Origin of the sequence: Tsukamurella pseudospumae (genome assembly GCF_001575205.1) — a bacterium.
GTDB lineage: Bacteria > Actinomycetota > Actinomycetes > Mycobacteriales > Mycobacteriaceae > Tsukamurella > Tsukamurella pseudospumae.
In genome coordinates this window covers 134,897-150,331 of the sequence record NZ_LSRE01000012.1, presented here as the reverse complement: position 1 = coordinate 150,331, position 15,435 = coordinate 134,897, and the positions used below count along the sequence as shown (strand labels likewise).

General features: G+C 70.0%; 19 protein-coding genes and 1 riboswitch. Of the genes, 8 read left to right on the top strand and 11 right to left on the bottom strand.

The features are described from left to right. Positions 1 to 63 precede the first annotated feature (63 nt). From AXK61_RS09565 to AXK61_RS09550, 4 genes are all read right to left on the bottom strand, one after another. On the bottom strand, positions 64 to 1,200 hold the full coding sequence (locus AXK61_RS09565; protein WP_082789301.1) for a glutamate--cysteine ligase: 1,137 nt from the start codon (positions 1,198 to 1,200) through the stop codon (positions 64 to 66). Positions 1,201 to 1,202: 2 nt separating this feature from the next. After that, positions 1,203 to 1,937, bottom strand: coding sequence for a superoxide dismutase family protein (locus AXK61_RS09560; protein WP_068745027.1), 735 nt, complete (start codon positions 1,935 to 1,937; stop codon positions 1,203 to 1,205). A 118-nt stretch (positions 1,938 to 2,055) separates the two neighbouring features. Continuing rightward, entirely contained in the window at positions 2,056 to 2,520 is a 465-nt protein-coding gene (locus AXK61_RS24915) for a LytR C-terminal domain-containing protein (RefSeq protein ID WP_068745025.1), read from the bottom strand. 19 nt (positions 2,521 to 2,539) lie between these two features. Continuing rightward, on the bottom strand, positions 2,540 to 2,854 hold the full coding sequence (locus tag AXK61_RS09550) for a DUF3263 domain-containing protein (protein WP_068745022.1): 315 nt from the start codon (positions 2,852 to 2,854) through the stop codon (positions 2,540 to 2,542). A 173-nt stretch (positions 2,855 to 3,027) separates the two neighbouring features. On the opposite strand from AXK61_RS09550, the gene AXK61_RS09545 reads away from it, so the two are divergent. The 3 genes from AXK61_RS09545 to AXK61_RS09535 are packed head-to-tail and all read left to right on the top strand — an operon-like array spanning position 3,028 to position 4,992. Then, on the top strand, positions 3,028 to 3,618 hold the full coding sequence (locus tag AXK61_RS09545) for a peptide deformylase (protein WP_068745019.1): 591 nt from the start codon (positions 3,028 to 3,030) through the stop codon (positions 3,616 to 3,618). A gap of 4 nt (positions 3,619 to 3,622) precedes the next feature. Further along, positions 3,623 to 4,516 carry a GNAT family N-acetyltransferase gene (locus AXK61_RS09540; protein ID WP_068745016.1) on the top strand — a complete coding sequence of 298 codons (894 nt, stop codon included), beginning with the start codon at positions 3,623 to 3,625 and terminating at the stop codon, positions 4,514 to 4,516. Beyond that, positions 4,513 to 4,992 carry a DUF1990 family protein gene (locus AXK61_RS09535; RefSeq protein WP_068745014.1) on the top strand — a complete coding sequence of 160 codons (480 nt, stop codon included), beginning with the start codon at positions 4,513 to 4,515 and terminating at the stop codon, positions 4,990 to 4,992. Before AXK61_RS09540 ends, AXK61_RS09535 begins: the two co-directional genes overlap by 4 nt. Here AXK61_RS09535 and AXK61_RS09530 read toward each other — a convergent pair. Continuing rightward, a complete protein-coding gene (locus AXK61_RS09530) occupies positions 4,989 to 5,327 on the bottom strand; it encodes a GNAT family N-acetyltransferase (protein WP_068745272.1) in 339 nt (112 codons plus the stop codon). The genes AXK61_RS09535 and AXK61_RS09530 overlap by 4 nt on opposite strands. 136 nt (positions 5,328 to 5,463) lie before the next feature. On the opposite strand from AXK61_RS09530, the gene AXK61_RS09525 reads away from it, so the two are divergent. The 4 genes from AXK61_RS09525 (at position 5,464) to thiD (AXK61_RS09510) (ending at position 10,147) form a co-directional block, all read left to right on the top strand. Beyond that, the gene (locus tag AXK61_RS09525; protein WP_068745013.1) at positions 5,464 to 6,303 is read left to right on the top strand and encodes an ABC transporter ATP-binding protein; all 840 of its coding nucleotides are present in this window, start codon (positions 5,464 to 5,466) and stop codon (positions 6,301 to 6,303) included. Continuing rightward, positions 6,300 to 7,424: an ABC transporter permease gene (locus AXK61_RS09520; protein WP_068745011.1), complete on the top strand. Its 1,125-nt coding sequence runs from the start codon at positions 6,300 to 6,302 to the stop codon at positions 7,422 to 7,424. The genes AXK61_RS09525 and AXK61_RS09520 overlap by 4 nt, the downstream gene beginning before the upstream one ends. Before the next feature lie 30 nt (positions 7,425 to 7,454). Next, positions 7,455 to 7,566, top strand: a riboswitch (TPP riboswitch). Then, entirely contained in the window at positions 7,563 to 9,245 is a 1,683-nt protein-coding gene (gene thiC, locus AXK61_RS09515) for a phosphomethylpyrimidine synthase ThiC (protein ID WP_068571190.1), read from the top strand. Its footprint overlaps the riboswitch before it by 4 nt. Before the next feature lie 41 nt (positions 9,246 to 9,286). Further along, complete coding sequence (gene thiD, locus AXK61_RS09510) at positions 9,287 to 10,147, top strand: bifunctional hydroxymethylpyrimidine kinase/phosphomethylpyrimidine kinase (RefSeq protein WP_156485631.1); 861 nt, start codon at positions 9,287 to 9,289, stop codon at positions 10,145 to 10,147. A gap of 58 nt (positions 10,148 to 10,205) precedes the next feature. On the opposite strand, the gene AXK61_RS09505 is transcribed toward thiD (AXK61_RS09510), so the two are convergent. The 3 genes from AXK61_RS09505 to AXK61_RS09495 all read right to left on the bottom strand — a co-directional run bounded on the left by AXK61_RS09505 (position 10,206) and on the right by AXK61_RS09495 (position 11,433). Further along, positions 10,206 to 10,670 (bottom strand): HNH endonuclease, encoded by a 465-nt coding sequence (locus AXK61_RS09505; protein WP_068745010.1) that lies wholly within the window; start codon positions 10,668 to 10,670, stop codon positions 10,206 to 10,208. Positions 10,671 to 10,750: 80 nt separating this feature from the next. Next, positions 10,751 to 11,164, bottom strand: a complete 414-nt coding sequence (locus AXK61_RS09500; protein WP_175399998.1) for a TA system VapC family ribonuclease toxin — start codon at positions 11,162 to 11,164, stop codon at positions 10,751 to 10,753. 11 nt (positions 11,165 to 11,175) lie between these two features. Further along, the gene (locus AXK61_RS09495; protein ID WP_068571497.1) at positions 11,176 to 11,433 is read right to left on the bottom strand and encodes a hypothetical protein; all 258 of its coding nucleotides are present in this window, start codon (positions 11,431 to 11,433) and stop codon (positions 11,176 to 11,178) included. Between the two features lie 122 nt (positions 11,434 to 11,555). Between AXK61_RS09495 and thiD (AXK61_RS09490) the strand changes: the two genes are divergently transcribed. Next, a complete protein-coding gene (thiD, locus tag AXK61_RS09490) occupies positions 11,556 to 12,419 on the top strand; it encodes a bifunctional hydroxymethylpyrimidine kinase/phosphomethylpyrimidine kinase (RefSeq protein WP_068745266.1) in 864 nt (287 codons plus the stop codon). Here the strand turns inward: thiD (AXK61_RS09490) and AXK61_RS09485 are convergent. The 3 genes from AXK61_RS09485 to AXK61_RS09475 form a co-directional block, all read right to left on the bottom strand. Beyond that, a complete protein-coding gene (locus AXK61_RS09485) occupies positions 12,385 to 13,566 on the bottom strand; it encodes an AbrB family transcriptional regulator (RefSeq protein WP_082777965.1) in 1,182 nt (393 codons plus the stop codon). The genes thiD (AXK61_RS09490) and AXK61_RS09485 overlap by 35 nt on opposite strands. Before the next feature lie 108 nt (positions 13,567 to 13,674). Beyond that, positions 13,675 to 14,436, bottom strand: coding sequence for a hypothetical protein (locus AXK61_RS09480; RefSeq protein ID WP_068745008.1), 762 nt, complete (start codon positions 14,434 to 14,436; stop codon positions 13,675 to 13,677). Continuing rightward, positions 14,433 to 15,371: an ABC transporter ATP-binding protein gene (locus AXK61_RS09475; protein ID WP_068745007.1), complete on the bottom strand. Its 939-nt coding sequence runs from the start codon at positions 15,369 to 15,371 to the stop codon at positions 14,433 to 14,435. Before AXK61_RS09475 ends, AXK61_RS09480 begins: the two co-directional genes overlap by 4 nt. Positions 15,372 to 15,435: the final 64 nt, after the last annotated feature.

The following is a 15,435-nucleotide window of genomic DNA, read 5'->3' as shown; positions in this document are numbered from 1 at the left end:
TTAACGACAATGATTTTCGTTAACAAAGACGCATGCGTCTATACGTCGAGGGGACGCGAGGGACTACGGAAGGATCAGCTCGCCCGTCACGGACCGCACGACGTCGCGGTAGGCGTCCGTGCTGCACACCCCGTCGGCGACGGCGCGCTGTCGCTGGTACGAGGCGCCGCGCTGCGTGATCTCGGCGACCGCGGCCAGTTCGCGCGAGCAGCCGAGCCGTCGGGCGATCGGGGCGAGCTGCTCGAGCAGGTCGTCGAGGTCCTCGGTGACGAGGCGCTCGTTGTTGTCCGCGTCCTGGATGATGATGGCGTCGAGGCCGTAGCGAGCGGCGCGCCACTTGTTCTCCTGGACGTGCCACGGGGGCAGCGTCGGCAGGGTCTCCCCCGCCTCCAGGCGGGAATCCAGCCAGACCACCAAGCAGTGGATCAGTGCGACGATCGCCTGGAGCTCCGCGAACGACGACATGCCGTCGCAGATCCGCACCTCGATCGTGCCGAGGTGGCACGCGGGCCGGATGTCCCAGCGGATCTCGTTGAGGTGGTCGATGATCCCGGTGGTCTTCTGGTCGTGCACGAAGCGCTCGAACTCGCTCCACCGCTCGAACTGGAAGGGCAGCCCGGCCGTGGGCAACTGCTGGAACATCATCGCCCGCGTGCTGGCGTAGCCGGTGTCGTGGCCGCCCCACATCGGCGAGCTGGCCGAGAGCGCCAAGAGATGCGGGTAGTGGTTGAGCAGCGCGGAGATGATCGGCAGCACCTTGTCGCGGTGATTCACGCCGACGTGCACGTGCACGCCCCAGATGAGCATCTGGCGGCCCCACCACTGGGTGCGGGCGATCAGCTCGTCGTAGCGCGGATTCTCCGTGAGCTGCTGCGCGTTCCACTGCGCGAACGGGTGGGTGCCCGCGCCGAAGAGCTCGACGCCCATCCGGTCCGAGGTCCCGCGTACCGCGCCGATGATCGCGGCCAGATCCGTCATGGCCTCGGCCGTGTTCTCGCAGACGCCCGTCACCACCTCGACGGTGTTGCGCAGCATCTCCGAATGCACCTGCGGCGCGATGTCCGGCCGCGCGGCACGGACCCCGTCGAACAGCTCCCCGGCCCTACTGACCAGGTCCGCGGTCTCCCGGTCGACGAGGGCGAACTCCCACTCGACGCCGATCGTCGGCCGCGGCGACGCCTCGAAGGCGACGGGCTCGATGATTAACCGACCTTGATCACGCCGCAGGCGATGCGCCCGCCGGCGTCGCCCGTGTTGAGCGTGGTCTCGTCCGGCACGGGCTGACCCGGAACGACATTGGTGTAGCGCGCCGACGGGATGTTGCCGAAGTTGTCGGGACCCGCGTGGATCATGAGCGCGTTGCCGTCGGCGTTCTTCTTGATGTCGGCCAGGCTGAACGCGCCGGTGCTGGTCACTGTCTGGCCGGTGCCGTTGGCGTTGACGTAGATCGAGACGAGGTCGCCGGTCATCGGGTGGCCTGTCGCGCCGGCCTTCTGCCAATGGCCCCCCGCGGAGCCGAAGTTGGTGGCGGAACCGGGAGCGCCGTTCTTGGCGACCGAGTTGGCCTCGCACTTGCCGACCTCGTGGATGTGCATGCCGTGGAAGCCGGCGGTCAGTCCCGTGACCCGCACGTCGATCACGACGACGCCGTCCTTCTCCGAGAAGGTGGCCTTGCCCGCGCTGCTGCCGTCGGGCTTGACGAGCGAGGCTTCCGCCGAGCCGGCCGACGGGGCGCTCTCACCGGTCGCGTCCGCACCGTGGCCGCCCTCGTTGCTGGTGACCAGGCCCTGGGTCGGAACGGACGCGCCGCTCACGACCGCCGGCGCGGTGGGGCCGGTGCCCTTCTCAGCGGGCTTCTCGTTGGCGCTGCAACCGACCAGGGCGAGGGCCGCCACCGGGAGGATCGCAAGCGGGGCGAGGAACTGACGCTTCGTCATCGATGACTCCTTATGGAACGGCTTCCTGGGCGGTGCCGCCCTGGGCTGGGTTGCCCGAATCATATCGGGGTCGGTGGCCGCCGCTGCGGACAGGACCCCCGTGTCGGCCTCGACCGAGCTACTTCTTCACCACGGCGACGGCGAGGACACCGGCGCACGCCTCGAGCGCCGCCGGGCGCGCCGCGGTGGTCGAGCCGGGCAGGGCGGACGCGACGGTCTTGGCGTCCGCCTCACCGCCGTCATCGAAGTAGACGGTGGTGGCACGCGGGGCCGCAGGACGGTTGGGCCAGACCGCGGTCTCGGGCTGGACGGTGACGCCCGCCTTCTTGAGCCTGTCCGTCGCGTCGGCGAGCGGTGCGCGGGCGACGGCGAGCAGGCACACCGTCGGCTTGGACACCGGGGCCGCGGTCGTCTCGGCGGCTGCCGCCTTGAGCTTGGCCTCCTGAGCGTTCAGGGCGGCCTGCGGATCGTCGTTGCGGGTCACGAGACCGTGCACCCCGATCGCCGCGAGGATGATCGCGGCCGAGATCAGGATCATGATGATCGTCCGGATCGGTACGGCGCGGGTGTTCTGAGTGCTCACGACACTCGACTGTATCGGATCACGTGATCTCGAAGCCGAGCTTGCGCGCGGCGCGGGCCTTCTGCCGGCTCGAGCGGACGCGGCGCAGGCGCTTGACGAGCATCGGGTCGGCGGCGAGCGCCTCCGGCGTATCGACCAACGCGTTGAGTACCTGGTAGTACCGGGTCGCGGAGAGCCCGAAGAGCTCCTTGATCGCGTCCTCCTTGGCACCGGCGTACTTCCACCACTGGCGCTCGAACGCCAGGATGTCGTGTTCGCGCCTGGTCAGTCCGTCGTCACCCCGCTCGTGGGCGGGCTGCGCGTCGTCTTCCCGCGCGGCCGTCGCGCCCTCCATGCGTTCCCCTCGCATTCGAAATCACACCGCTGTAGTTCGGATCAATCTAACCACGGTCCGCCGCGGCGCCGCGGGGCTACGGGGGCGTGTCGCGGATCGGCCCACGCCGGTCGGCGACGCCCCTCCCCTGGCGCGAGTGCGGCCCCGGCCACCACCCCGACTACCGTGGGCCCATGCCTGTTCTTCCCATCGTCATCGTCGGCGACCCCGTGCTGCACACCACCACGACGCCCGTTGAACTGGACGCGGACGGTAGGCCCGCGGCCGAGATCGTGGCGTTGCTGGACGATATGTACGAGACGATGGACGTCGCGAACGGCGTGGGGCTGGCCGGCAATCAGGTGGGCCACGGGCTGCGACTGTTCGTCTACGACTGCCCCGACGAGGAGGCCGGCGAGCGGCGCCGCGGCGAGGTCATCAACCCCGTCCTCACCACCTCGGAGATCCCCGAGACCATGCCCGACCCCGACGACGACTGGGAGGGTTGCCTCTCCGTCCCCGGCGAGTCCTTCCCGACCGGCCGCGCCGACTGGGCGAAGGTCGTCGGCACCGACCGCGACGGCCGGAAGGTCGAGATCGAGGGCACCGGCTTCTTCGCGCGGATGCTGCAGCACGAGACCGGCCACCTCGACGGCTTCCTCTACACCGACGTCCTCACGGGCCGGTACGCGCGCCAGGCCAAGAAGGCCATCAAGAAGAACGGCTGGACCGAGCCCGGCCTCACGTGGATGCCCGGCACCGTCGAAGACCCCTTCGGTCACTGAACAGATGACTCCGCCGTCTCCGAGGCCCGGCGAGCGGGTCGTCGTCCGGCGACTGCTGCTGTCCGGGCTGGCCTCGGACGTCATCGGGACCCTCGTCTCCGACGGTGAGCCGCTCGTCGTCGAGCGCGACGGGGAACGGATCACGGTGCCCCGGTCCGACGTCGTCGCCTACAAGCGCGTGCCGCCGAAGCCCGTGCGGGCGAGCGAGATCCGCTCGCTCGACCTGGCCCGGGCACGGTCCTGGTGGTCGGTGGAGCGGGAGTGGATCGACGGCTGGCTGTGCCGGGCCGCCCCCGGCCTCGCCGGGAACCGCGCCAGCTGCGCCGCGCCGCTGCACCCCGACGCGTCGCTGGAACACCTCGACGGCGTCCGCGCCTGGTACGCCGACCGCGACCTGCCCCTGCAGCTGACGCTCTCCGACCGACTGCTGCGCGGCGCGCGCGACCTGTCCCCCGTCGTGCAGCCGACCGGCGTCCTCGTCGCGCCGAGTGGCGGCCCGGAGCCCGACGGCTCCGTCGTCATCGAGGACGACCCCAGCGCGGCCTGGCTCGCGCGCACCGGCACCGACGCAACGCTGGTGACCTCGGTCGACGGGCGGGCGCGGTTCGCCGCTGTTCCGGGGCCCGACGGTGCGCCGATCGCCGCAGGCAGGCTGACCCTCACCGCCGACGCGGCCGGGACCGTGTGGGGCGGCCTCGGCTCGATGGCCGTCGCACCCGAGTACCGCCGACGGGGCCTGGCCTCCCGCCTGGTGGACGCGCTGCGCGCGGAGGCCGGCCGAGAGGGCGCCGACCGGATGTTCCTCGAGGTCACGCACGCGAACACGGGCGCGCAGGCCCTGTACCGGAGCCTCGGTTTCACGCTCCACCACGGCTACCACTACTGGACCGCGCCATGACGCGACCCGATGCACCCGCCTGGGACGACGCACCGTCGGGCTACCGCCGGGCGGAGATCGTCACCACGATCGGCCATGGCGACGAGGCCTTCCGCCGCGCCGCGCATAACGTCCTGCGCTGGGCGGTGAAGACGCGCAGCGGCTTCGCCGTGTCCACCAGCGAGCCCGTCACTCCCGGACAGCGACTCACGGTGACGGTCACTGTCGCGGGCGTCACCGTGCGCGAACCGGTGGAAGTCGTCGAGGTGGCGCGCACCGCGGACCGAGCCGGCTTCTCCTACCGGACGCTGCCCGGCCATCCCGTGTCCGGCGAAGAGGCCTTCATCGTGCACCGCGCCGGTGACGACGTGCTCCTCACGATCCGGTCGCTGACGCGGCCGGCACCGTCCGGATTCTGGCGGATCGCGTTCCCCGCACTTCTCGTCGCACAGCGCAAGGCGCGCCGCAGGTACACCCGCGCGCTGCGAGCGGATTAGGCGCGCGCCGCGTTGACCACGTCCTGGTACTGCGGGAACCGGGTGACGAACGAGCGCACGTAGGTGCACACGGGGATCGCGTGCCGGTTACGCGAGCGCAGGTCGTCGAGGACGCCGGAGACGAGCGCACGCGCGAAGCCCTGCTTGCCGAACTTCTCCATCACGACGGTGTGCAGCAGGATCACATCACCGTGGTCGGTGACCTCGTAGCCCTCGACGCCGATCAACTCGTCGCCCGACCACAGCTCGTACCGGTCGCGGACGGGGTTGTCGAACAAGCGCAACGACTCCGATAGCTCCATCGTGGGCGGCGGAACCTCGACCATGTCTGACATGAACACCTCCGTGACGTGATGCGTATCACTTCACCGTACGCCGAGACACCGACAAGTCGGCGCTGCCGACACGACCGTGTCCCGATCGATGCGTGTTTCTTGATCTCGAACTCGAAAACGCCGCTACTGTGGCCCCATGACCCTGGTCGCCCGCGGACTGTCGCGGACCTTCAAGCAGCACGTGGCCGTCGCCGACGCGACGCTCACCCTGACGCCGGGCCGGATCACCGGGCTCGTCGGCCCCAACGGCGCGGGCAAGACAACGCTCCTGCTCATGCTCGCGGGACTGCTCCGCCCGTCGTCGGGAGGCATCGAGCTCGACGGTGCGCCCATCGCCCCCGAAGCGCTCCGGCCCCGCGTCGGGTGGATGCCGGACGTGTTCGGTACGTGGGACTCGTTGACGCCCACCGAGATCCTGACCACGTTCGCGAAGCTGTACGGCGTACCGTCGGGCGAGGCCCGCACTCGAGCACACGCCCTGCTGGAGCGCGTGCACCTGAGCGAGTTCGCCGACCGGCCCGCGCAGGTGCTCTCGCGCGGGCAGAAGCAGCGGCTCGGCTTCGCTCGCGCCATGGTGCACCACCCGCCCGTGCTGCTGCTCGACGAGCCCGCGTCCGGGATGGACCCGCGGTCCCGGTTCGAGCTGCGGGACTCGTTGCGCGCCTTGGCCGGCAGCGGCGTCGCGGTGCTCGTGTCCTCGCACATCCTCTCCGAGCTCGCCGAGATGGTCGACGACGTGGTGATGATGGCCCGCGGCCGCACCGAGCCGCCGCCCGAATCGACGACCAGCACCTGGCGGATCCGGCTGCTCGGCGAACCCGCCGGCGGCGGGGTCCTCGTCTCCTTCGCAACCGAGGCGGAGGCCGCAGAGCACCTGCAGCAGGTCGTGGCCGACGGCACCGACGTCGTCGAATTCGCCCGCGCCACCAATGCTCTCGAGGACTCGTACTTCGCACTGGAGGCGGATCGCACATGAACGGATTCACCGCGTGGTGGCGCACCGTCGGCGTCCTGATCGGTCTCGAACTGCGGCAGCGCACCCGCGCCACCCGCTGGCGCGTCCTGCTGGGCGTGTTCTTCGGGTTCGTGAGCGTGGTCGTCTTCGGGTCGCTGTGGTTCGCCACGACGACCGGCGGCAGTGACCCGTACCAGGACTGGAGCGAGAACCTCTATCTCATCGTCCTGGGGCTCGTCGGCTTCCTCGGCCTCGTCATCTCGCCGACGATGACCGCAACCTCCATCAACGGCGACCGCAAGGACGCGACGCTCGCAGTCGTGCAGGCCACGCCCGCGACCGGCTTGCAACTGGCGACGGGCAAGCTCCTCGGTGCCTGGATCGCCTCCTGCGCCCTAGTCGTGGTCTCCGCGCCATATCTGATCTGGGCCGTCGCGGAGACGCCGTACCCGATCGGCTTCTCCCTCCTCGGTATCGTCGTGGTCGCTCTACTCTTCCTCGCGTACTGCGGTATCGGACTCGGTTTCTCCGCAGTGTTCTCCCGGCCTATCGGGTCCGCCGCTGTCACCCAACTGACGACCCTGTTCCTCCTCATCGGCCTGCCCGCGATCACCGCGATGCTCACCCCCGCAACGGTCTCCACGATGGAGGCCACCCAAACTCGCTTCGTCTACAACAACAACGACAGCACCGGCCGGTGCACGGAAGTGCGGAAGCAGGTCGAGGTCACCCACACCGAGAGGATCTGGTGGATCCTGTCCCCGAACCCCGCCGTCGTTTTCGCCGATGCGGCGGCACAGTCCGATCCCGGTCGGGACGCACGGGGGAACCGCCGCAGGTACGCCGACTACACCTCATCCCAGGGCGCTCCCGACGAGACTGCGCTCGCGACGCTCGCCGATCTGGTCTCCGATGTCCGCGTCGGGGCAGATCGGAACCACGACGAGACCTGCGCCGCGCGCTACGGAGACGACTACCCGTCCTACAGCAGAAGCTACGAGGACGATTCCCGGTACGTCGGCCACTCCTGGTACTGGGGCCTCCTGGCGAACCTGGCGCTGGGCGGGATCGGCCTGGCGATCGCGGCTCGCCGTCTTCGGGTCCCGGCCGGGAAGCTCCCGCGCGGCGTGCGCATCGCCTGACGGGGCGGAATTCATGCGTTACCCTCGGTAGCGCACACCATCGGGAGCTCGCCGCAGCGAGCTGAGAGGGCGCCTGTCGCGGGCGTCGACCGTACGAACCTGTCCGGGTAATGCCGGCGTAGGGAAGAGGAGTCCCGTATGCCTGTTTCGTCGTCCACACCTGTCTCCACCGTCACCGTCGGGCCGATCGAGGGTTCCGCCAAGCAGTACCGCACCGTCCCGGGCGTCGACGGTGACCTGCACGTCCCGTTCCGGCGCATCTCACTCACCAACGGCGATCACCACGACGTCTACGACACCTCCGGTCCGTACACGCAGTACACCGCCGAGGATCAGCTGCACGACCTGGCCGAGGGCCTGCCCAAGACCCGCGAGGGCTGGAGCAGGCCCGCCCCGGTCGACGGTGCCAGTACCCAACTCGCCTGGGCCCGTGCGGGAATCATCACCGACGAGATCCGGTTCGTCGCCGCCCGCGAGGGCATCGATCCGGAGAAGGTGCGCGAGGAGGTCGCAGCCGGTCGCGCGGTGATCCCCGCCAACCGCAAGCACCCCGAGCTCGAGCCCGCGATCATCGGCAAGGCCTTCGCGGTGAAGATCAATGCGAACATCGGCAACTCGGCCGTCACCAGCTCCATCGCGGAAGAGGTCGAGAAGATGGTGTGGGCCACCCGCTGGGGCGGCGACACCATCATGGACCTGTCCACCGGCAAGGACATCCACGAGACGCGCGAGTGGATCATGCGCAACGCGCCGGTCCCCGTCGGCACCGTGCCGATCTACCAGGCGCTGGAGAAGGTCAAGGGCGACCCGACCAAGCTGACCTGGGAGATCTTCCGGGAGACCGTGATCGAGCAGTGCGAGCAGGGCGTCGACTACATGACGGTGCACGCCGGCGTGCTGCTGCGCTACGTGCCGCTCGCAGCGAATCGCGTGACCGGCATCGTCAGCCGCGGTGGCTCGATCATGGCCGCGTGGTGCCTCGCGCATCACGAGGAGTCCTTCCTGTACACCAACTTCCGCGAGCTCTGCGAGATCCTGCGCGAGTACGACGTGACCTTCTCCCTGGGTGACGGTCTGCGCCCCGGGTCCATCGCCGACGCGAACGACGAAGCGCAGTTCGCGGAGCTGCGCACCCTGGGTGAGCTGACGAAGATCGCGAAATCCTATGGCGTGCAGGTGATGATCGAGGGACCCGGCCACGTGCCGATGCACAAGATCGTGGAGAACGTGCGGCTCGAGGAGGAGCTCTGCGAGGAGGCGCCGTTCTACACGCTCGGCCCGCTCGCCACCGACATCGCGCCGGCGTACGACCACATCACCTCGGCGATCGGCGCGGCCATCATCGCGCAGGCGGGCACGGCGATGCTCTGCTACGTCACACCCAAGGAGCACCTGGGCCTGCCCAACCGCGACGACGTGAAGACGGGCGTGATCACGTACAAGATCGCGGCGCACGCCGCCGATCTCGCCAAGGGGCACCCGGGGGCGCAGTCCCGCGACGACGAACTGTCCAAGGCCCGCTTCGAGTTCCGCTGGGTGGACCAGTTCAACCTGTCGCTGGACCCGGACACGGCACGCGAGTTCCACGACGAGACGCTGCCCGCGGAGCCGGCGAAGACGGCGCACTTCTGCTCGATGTGCGGCCCGAAGTTCTGCTCCATGCGGATCAGCGCCGACGTGCGCGCGTACGCCGAGGAGCACAACCTGGTCACGCAGGAGGACATCGACCGGCAGCTCGACAAGGAGATGGCGGCCAAATCGCAGCAGTTCGCCGACGCCGGTAACCGCGTGTACATCCCGCTGGAGACCGCGGCCCCGTGACGGAGGTCCGCGGGGTGATCGACGGCGAGCCCACAGTCGTGATCGTCGGCGCACCGTCGCGCCTGCCGACCGCGCCGCGGGGCACGGCGCCGCACCGGGTCCTGACGATAGCGGGGTCGGATTCCGGTGGCGGCGCGGGCATTCAGGCCGACATGCGGACCTTCGCCACCTTGGGCCTGCACGCATGTGTGGCGATTACGGCGGTCACGGTGCAGAACAGCGTGGGCGTGCAGGATTTCCGCGGGATCGAGCCGGACATCGTCGGGGCCCAGATCCGTTCCGTCGCGGGCGACATCGGCGTCGAGGCCGCCAAGACCGGAATGCTCGCGTCCACCGCGATCATCGAGGCGGTCGCCGCGGCGGCGGATGCGGAGGGCATCGGCAACGGCCGTGCCACTCCCCTGGTGGTCGATCCGGTGGCCGCGTCGATGCACGGCGACCCCCTCCTCGCGACGGAGGCGCTGGACGCCCTGCGCTCCGAGCTGATCCCGCGCGCCACCGTCGTGACTCCCAATCTCGACGAGGTGCGCCTGATCACCGGCATCGACGTCGTCGACGGTGACACCCAGCGCCGGGCCGCCGACGCGTTGCTCGCGCTCGGTGCGCAGTGGGTCCTGGTCAAGGGCGGTCACCTGCGGGAGAGTCCGGACAGCCCGGACCTGCTCACTGACGGCGCGCAGTCCGTCGCGTTCACCGCGCCGCGAGTCCCCACCGGTCACGACCACGGGGCGGGTGACACCCTCGCCGCAGCGATCACGGCCGCGCTCGCGCACGGCCGCACGGTGCCCGCCGCCGTCGAGTTCGGCAAGGCCTGGGTCACCGAGGGCCTGCGCTGGGCGTACCCCCTCGGCGCAGGCCACGGCCCCGTCAACCCGCTCTGGTCGGTCGCCCCCGGCAATTGAACACCGTTATGGAGAGGAAACCCGCAGGTCGGATTCTCCATAACGGTGTTCAATTCGGTCAGACGCCGGCGGGGCGGAAGGGCTCACGCACCAGTCGCATGCCCGCCTCCGCCGGCGTGCGGTCTGCCTTGCGGTGATTGCAGTCCGCGCAGCACGCCACGAGGTTCGACCACGTGTTGCCGCCGCCCCTCGACCGCGGGAAGACGTGGTCGATCGTGGCGGCCCACGCACCGCAGCCGGCGTACTGGCACACGGAACCGTCGCGCCGCAGGATCTCCGACCGGCTCGCGTGATCGGCGGTGCGCCGGTAGGGAACCGTCGCGTACCGCACCAGCAGCAGCGACCTCGGCACCTCGATCTCGGTGCTCGGGGACCGCAGCACGCGCGGCGGATCGTGGGGCTCCAGCGCGTGCGCGACCTCGCGCAGCAGCATGCCCACGGCGTCCCGCCAGTGCACGACGTCGAGCGGGCTGTAGTCGGCGTTGAACACCCGCACCGGCGGTGCGGAAGCAGTCGCGTTCATCCCGCACCTCCTCTTCTCGACGTGCAAGAGTAGGCGCGGCCGCACCCCGGTTCAACGGAATTACTCGCAGCGCCACACCGCTACTGCAGCGGGTTCACCACCCGGACGTCAGGGAATCGGAGGAAGTCCCTGTCGTTCGAGTGGACCGTTGCCCGCTTCTCGATCGCGAGCGCCGCGATCTGCGCATCGGGCGTGAGATTCCCTGCGGCCTCGGCGGTTCTGAGCAGCCGCAGAGCCGTTCGGACGTGGTCTGCACCGGGGACGATACGACTGACCATCGGCCTGTCGAACCACTCGCCCACCACGTCCGCGGTGGCGTCGACCGTCATCGGGTTCTCGAGGATCCGTGGATTCGTCACGATGCGGACGAACCCGAAGATCGCCACATCGCACAGGCCCACCGGCTCATCCCCGTTCAGTGCCGCATCCCACCACCTTCGCGTGCGTTCGTGTTGCGGGTAGCCATCGATCACGGCGTACACCAGCAGATTCACGTCCGGAACGATCATCCGCGCTGCCGCCGCTCGACCAGCGCGGCGTCGTCGAGCTCATCGGCGAGGCGGTTGAGGTTCGCTCCGGTGATTTCGGGCCGCACCCGGGAACGGTGCACGGGCGTGCGATACACCTCGCCCGACGCCGGCGCGGTCCCCAGTGCTGAGCGCAGGGCATCGTTGACGATCTGCTTCATCGACGCACGCTCCCGGTGCATCGCCTCCGCGACGAGCTCCGCGACATCGGCGTCCAGTGTGATGGTCGTCCGCATGTCCACATCATAATGTCCGATTTCGATGGCATCAAGATGCTTAGTGGCTGTCATGACATCCCTCCCCTCTTCCATTGGACGCATCGGCCGACCGAACGGTTCCCGGCGCTACCCTGATGTCCATGCAGCACCTGCCCCTCCCCGGCACCGGCGAGACCCCGGTCCGGGTGATGACGATCGCCGGATCCGATTCCGGCGGGGCCGCCGGTCTCCAGTCGGACCTGCGCACCTTCGCGCTCGCGGGCGTGCACGGCACCTGCGCGATCACCGCCGTCACGGTGCAGAACAGCCTGGGCGTCACCGGTTTCCATCCGATCCCGCCCGTCACCGTCGCCGGCCAGATCCGGGCCGTGGTGGAGGACATCGGCGTCGGCGCGGTCAAGACGGGCATGCTCGCGACGGCGGAGATCATCGACGCCATCGCCGACACCGCGATCGACCTCGGCATCGGCGGGCGCCTCCCCGGCAGCGCCGACAGCGTCCCGTTCCTGGTCGACCCCGTCTGCGCCTCGCAGCACGGCGATCCGCTGCTCACCCCGGAAGCGCTGGACACGCTCCTACGCCGGCTGTTCCCGCTGGCCTGGATCGTCACGCCCAACCTCGACGAGGTGCGGCTCATCACCGGCATCGAGGTGGTCGACGAGGCCTCCCAGCGCGACGCCGCGCGCGCCCTGCACGCGCTCGGCCCGCGCTGGGCGCTGGTCAAGGGCGGGCACCTGCGCACCGCCGTCACCAGCACGGACATCCTGTACGACGGTGCCGAGTTCCTCGAGTTCGAGGCCCCGAGGCTCGACACGCGCCACGATCACGGCGCGGGCGACACGCTCGGGGCGGCCACCGTCTGCGCGCTCGCGCACGGCATGGACGTTCCCACCGCGATCGCCTTCGGCAAGGAATGGGTCACCAGGTCGCTCGCCGCCGCCTACCCCGTGGGCGCGGGACACGGCCCCGTCAACGCGTCGTGGCGTCTGCGCGAGCGGCTCTGAACCCGGACAGCCGGCTCAGTGCCCCCACCACCAGCGGCAGTGCCAGCACCACGATGATCAGCCGCAGGCTCTGCACCGTCGCGATCAGCGCCATGTTCGCCGTGGAACTGCCGGTGGCGCTGGCCACCACGGCGTTGATCCCGCCGGGTGTGGTCGCGAGGTAGGCGTCCGCCACCGACACCCCGGTCATGCGCGCGGCGGCGACCGCGAGGAGCGCCACGACCCCGCACAGCGCGACGATGCCGCCGGCGATCGCGGGCAGCAGGTGCGCCAGCCGGCGGAGCAGCCTGCGGTCGACCATCAGCCCCACCTCGAGCCCCACCACGATGAGCAGCAGCTCCTTGAACGCGCCCTGCGGCGCGAACCCGCGGGTGAGTTCCGCACCGCCGATCACGGCGGCCACCAGCATCGGACCGATCAGGCCGCCACCGGGCAGGTGGAGCCGGCGCCCGAGCCACATCCCGGCCAGTGCGAACACGATCGCCGTGGACAGGCCCGCCACCTGGTCGCCGCGTCCCACGATCTGCAGGTCGAGGGACCAGGCCTTCGCGGGCACCGTCGCCCCGCCCGCGAGGCCCACCGCCACGAAAGGCGCCGTGGCACTGACCAACAGCACCCGGGAGTACTGCATGACCCCGACCACGTCCTTGCGTGCGCCGAGCTCGTCGCACAGGGTGACGACCGCCGACGATCCGCCCGCCATGAGACCGAGTGTCGCCGTGCGCTGATCGAGATCGGCGACCCATCTGCTCAGCACCCAGGCGGCCCCGACCGACAGCACCACCGTGAGCACCGAGACCGCGAGGAAGGGCGCGAGCACCGGGCCGACGGCGCGCATCGCCTCGACGTTGAGATAGCCGCCCAGCATCACCCCGATGAAGGCCTGCGTCCACCGGGAGACCTCGGCGGGTACCGCCACCTCCCGCCCGATCGCGAGCCGCAGCACGGCACCGAGCAGTAGCGCCGCCAGCAGCGCGGGCGCCGGTACACCGATCCGGCCCATCGCCTCGGCGAGCAGCCAGGCCCCGGCCAGCACCGCCAGGTAACGCACGCCGCGCCGTCCGACGGTCCGCCGGACGCGCCCCGGTGCGGCGGCCGCCGGAGCGGAGGTCGGCGTGGTCGGCGGGGCGGTGCTCTCGACGGTCACCCCTTGTGTGTAGCACTGCGAATCACCCGGCGGCCAGAGCCGTGGGCGAACGTTCACGCGATGCTTACATCATCCCTGTGACCTGCGGCGTATCACGCAGCGAGTGAGTCATGCGTCACGCCGCGCGAGCAGCGCAACCGCCCCCGTCCACAGCGCCCCGACCACCACCAGGAGGTACAGGAAGGACACCGGTGCACCCCAGGGAAGACTCGTGAACAACACTCCCTGCAGGTTCTGCAGGTTGGAGAACGGCAGGAACGCGGCGGCGTCGTGGGTCTGCGGAATCTGACTGATCACGTTGTCGACCACGAACAGGTAGCCCAGCAACAGCGCGATCGCTCCTGCGCCGTTGCGCAGCGCGGCTCCGGTCGCCACCCCCAGAACCGTCGCGAACGCCACTGCGACGGGAAATGTGAGCAGCGTGGTGTCCCCCGCGCGGAACGCCGCGAACAGCGAACCGTGCGCGATCAGTCCGTACAGGACGGACCCGACGAGCAGCGCGAGGAGGTGCACGACGGCGCAGACCACCACGACGACCGAGGTCTTCGCGAGCAGTGCCACCCACCGGTTCGGCACGGCGAGGAAGGTCGTCCGGAGGGTGTTGAAACGGATCTCCGTGGTCACCGACAGCACGCCGATGATCGCGGCGAAGACGATCGAGATGCCCGGCACCCCGCCGAACCCGGTGAACGGCGCGAAGGCGATCACCCCCTCGTCCGATACCTCTTCGGAGCGAAGGATCGACCGCATGACGAGGGCGACGATCAGTGTGATGCCGAGCGAGAACACCGTCGACCCGATGAGCAGCCACCTGGTGGCCCGGACCGTCGTGAGCTTGACGAACTCGGCCCGTACGGCGCGCGCGATCATCCGATGCCTCCCATTCCCCGGTACTCCACGGCCGCACCGGTCAGCCGCATGAAGACCTGCTCGAGCGAGCTGGTCTGCGGCGCGAGCTCCGCGAGCGGCAGCCCCTCCGCGGCGGCGATCTCGCCCACCGCGTCGCTGGTCGCGCCGCGCACCGTCAGCACGGTGCGGCCGCCACCACCGGGAGCCGGCTCGGCCGCCGCGTCGACGGCGAAACCGCGGGAGGTCAGTGCGGTGGCGAGCTCGCGATCACGCGGGCTGCGCACGCGTACGGTGTGTTCCGAGTTCTGCGCGATGAAGTCGGCCATGGTGCCGTTCCACACGAGGTGCCCGCGGCCGACGATGACCACGTCGTCCGCGGTCAGCGCCATCTCGGCCAGGAGGTGACTGGAGACGAAGACGGTGCGTCCCTGCGCGGCGAGGGATTTCATGAACGTGCGCACCCAGACGATGCCCTCGGGGTCGAGCCCGTTGACCGGCTCGTCGAACAGCAGCACACCCGGATCCCCCAGCAGCGCACCGGCTATGCCGAGCCGCTGCGCCATGCCGAGCGAGAACCCGCCCGCCTTCTTCCGGGCGGCGTCGGTGAGCCCGACCGCGGCCAGGCACTCGTCAGCCCGGCCGGCGGGGATCCCGCTCGCGACGGCGAGCCAGCGCAGGTGATCGCGCGCGGAACGATTGGGGTGCACCCATTTCGCGTCGAGCAGGGCACCCACCTGCGTGAGCGGACGGTCCAGGGTCCGGTACTGCCTGCCCCCGATGGTGGCGGCACCGGCGGTGGGCCGGTCCAGCCCGAGGATGCACCGCATCGTCGTCGATTTGCCCGCGCCGTTCGGCCCGAGGAATCCGGTGACCCGGCCCGGGCGCACCGCGAACGACAGGTCGTTCACCGCCCGGACGGCACCATAGGTCTTGGTCAAACCTGCGACTTCGATCATGGATTCACGCTAGCAATGATCCGGCGAACCTGCCCGGAGGCCGCTCGGCATACACTCTCCACGA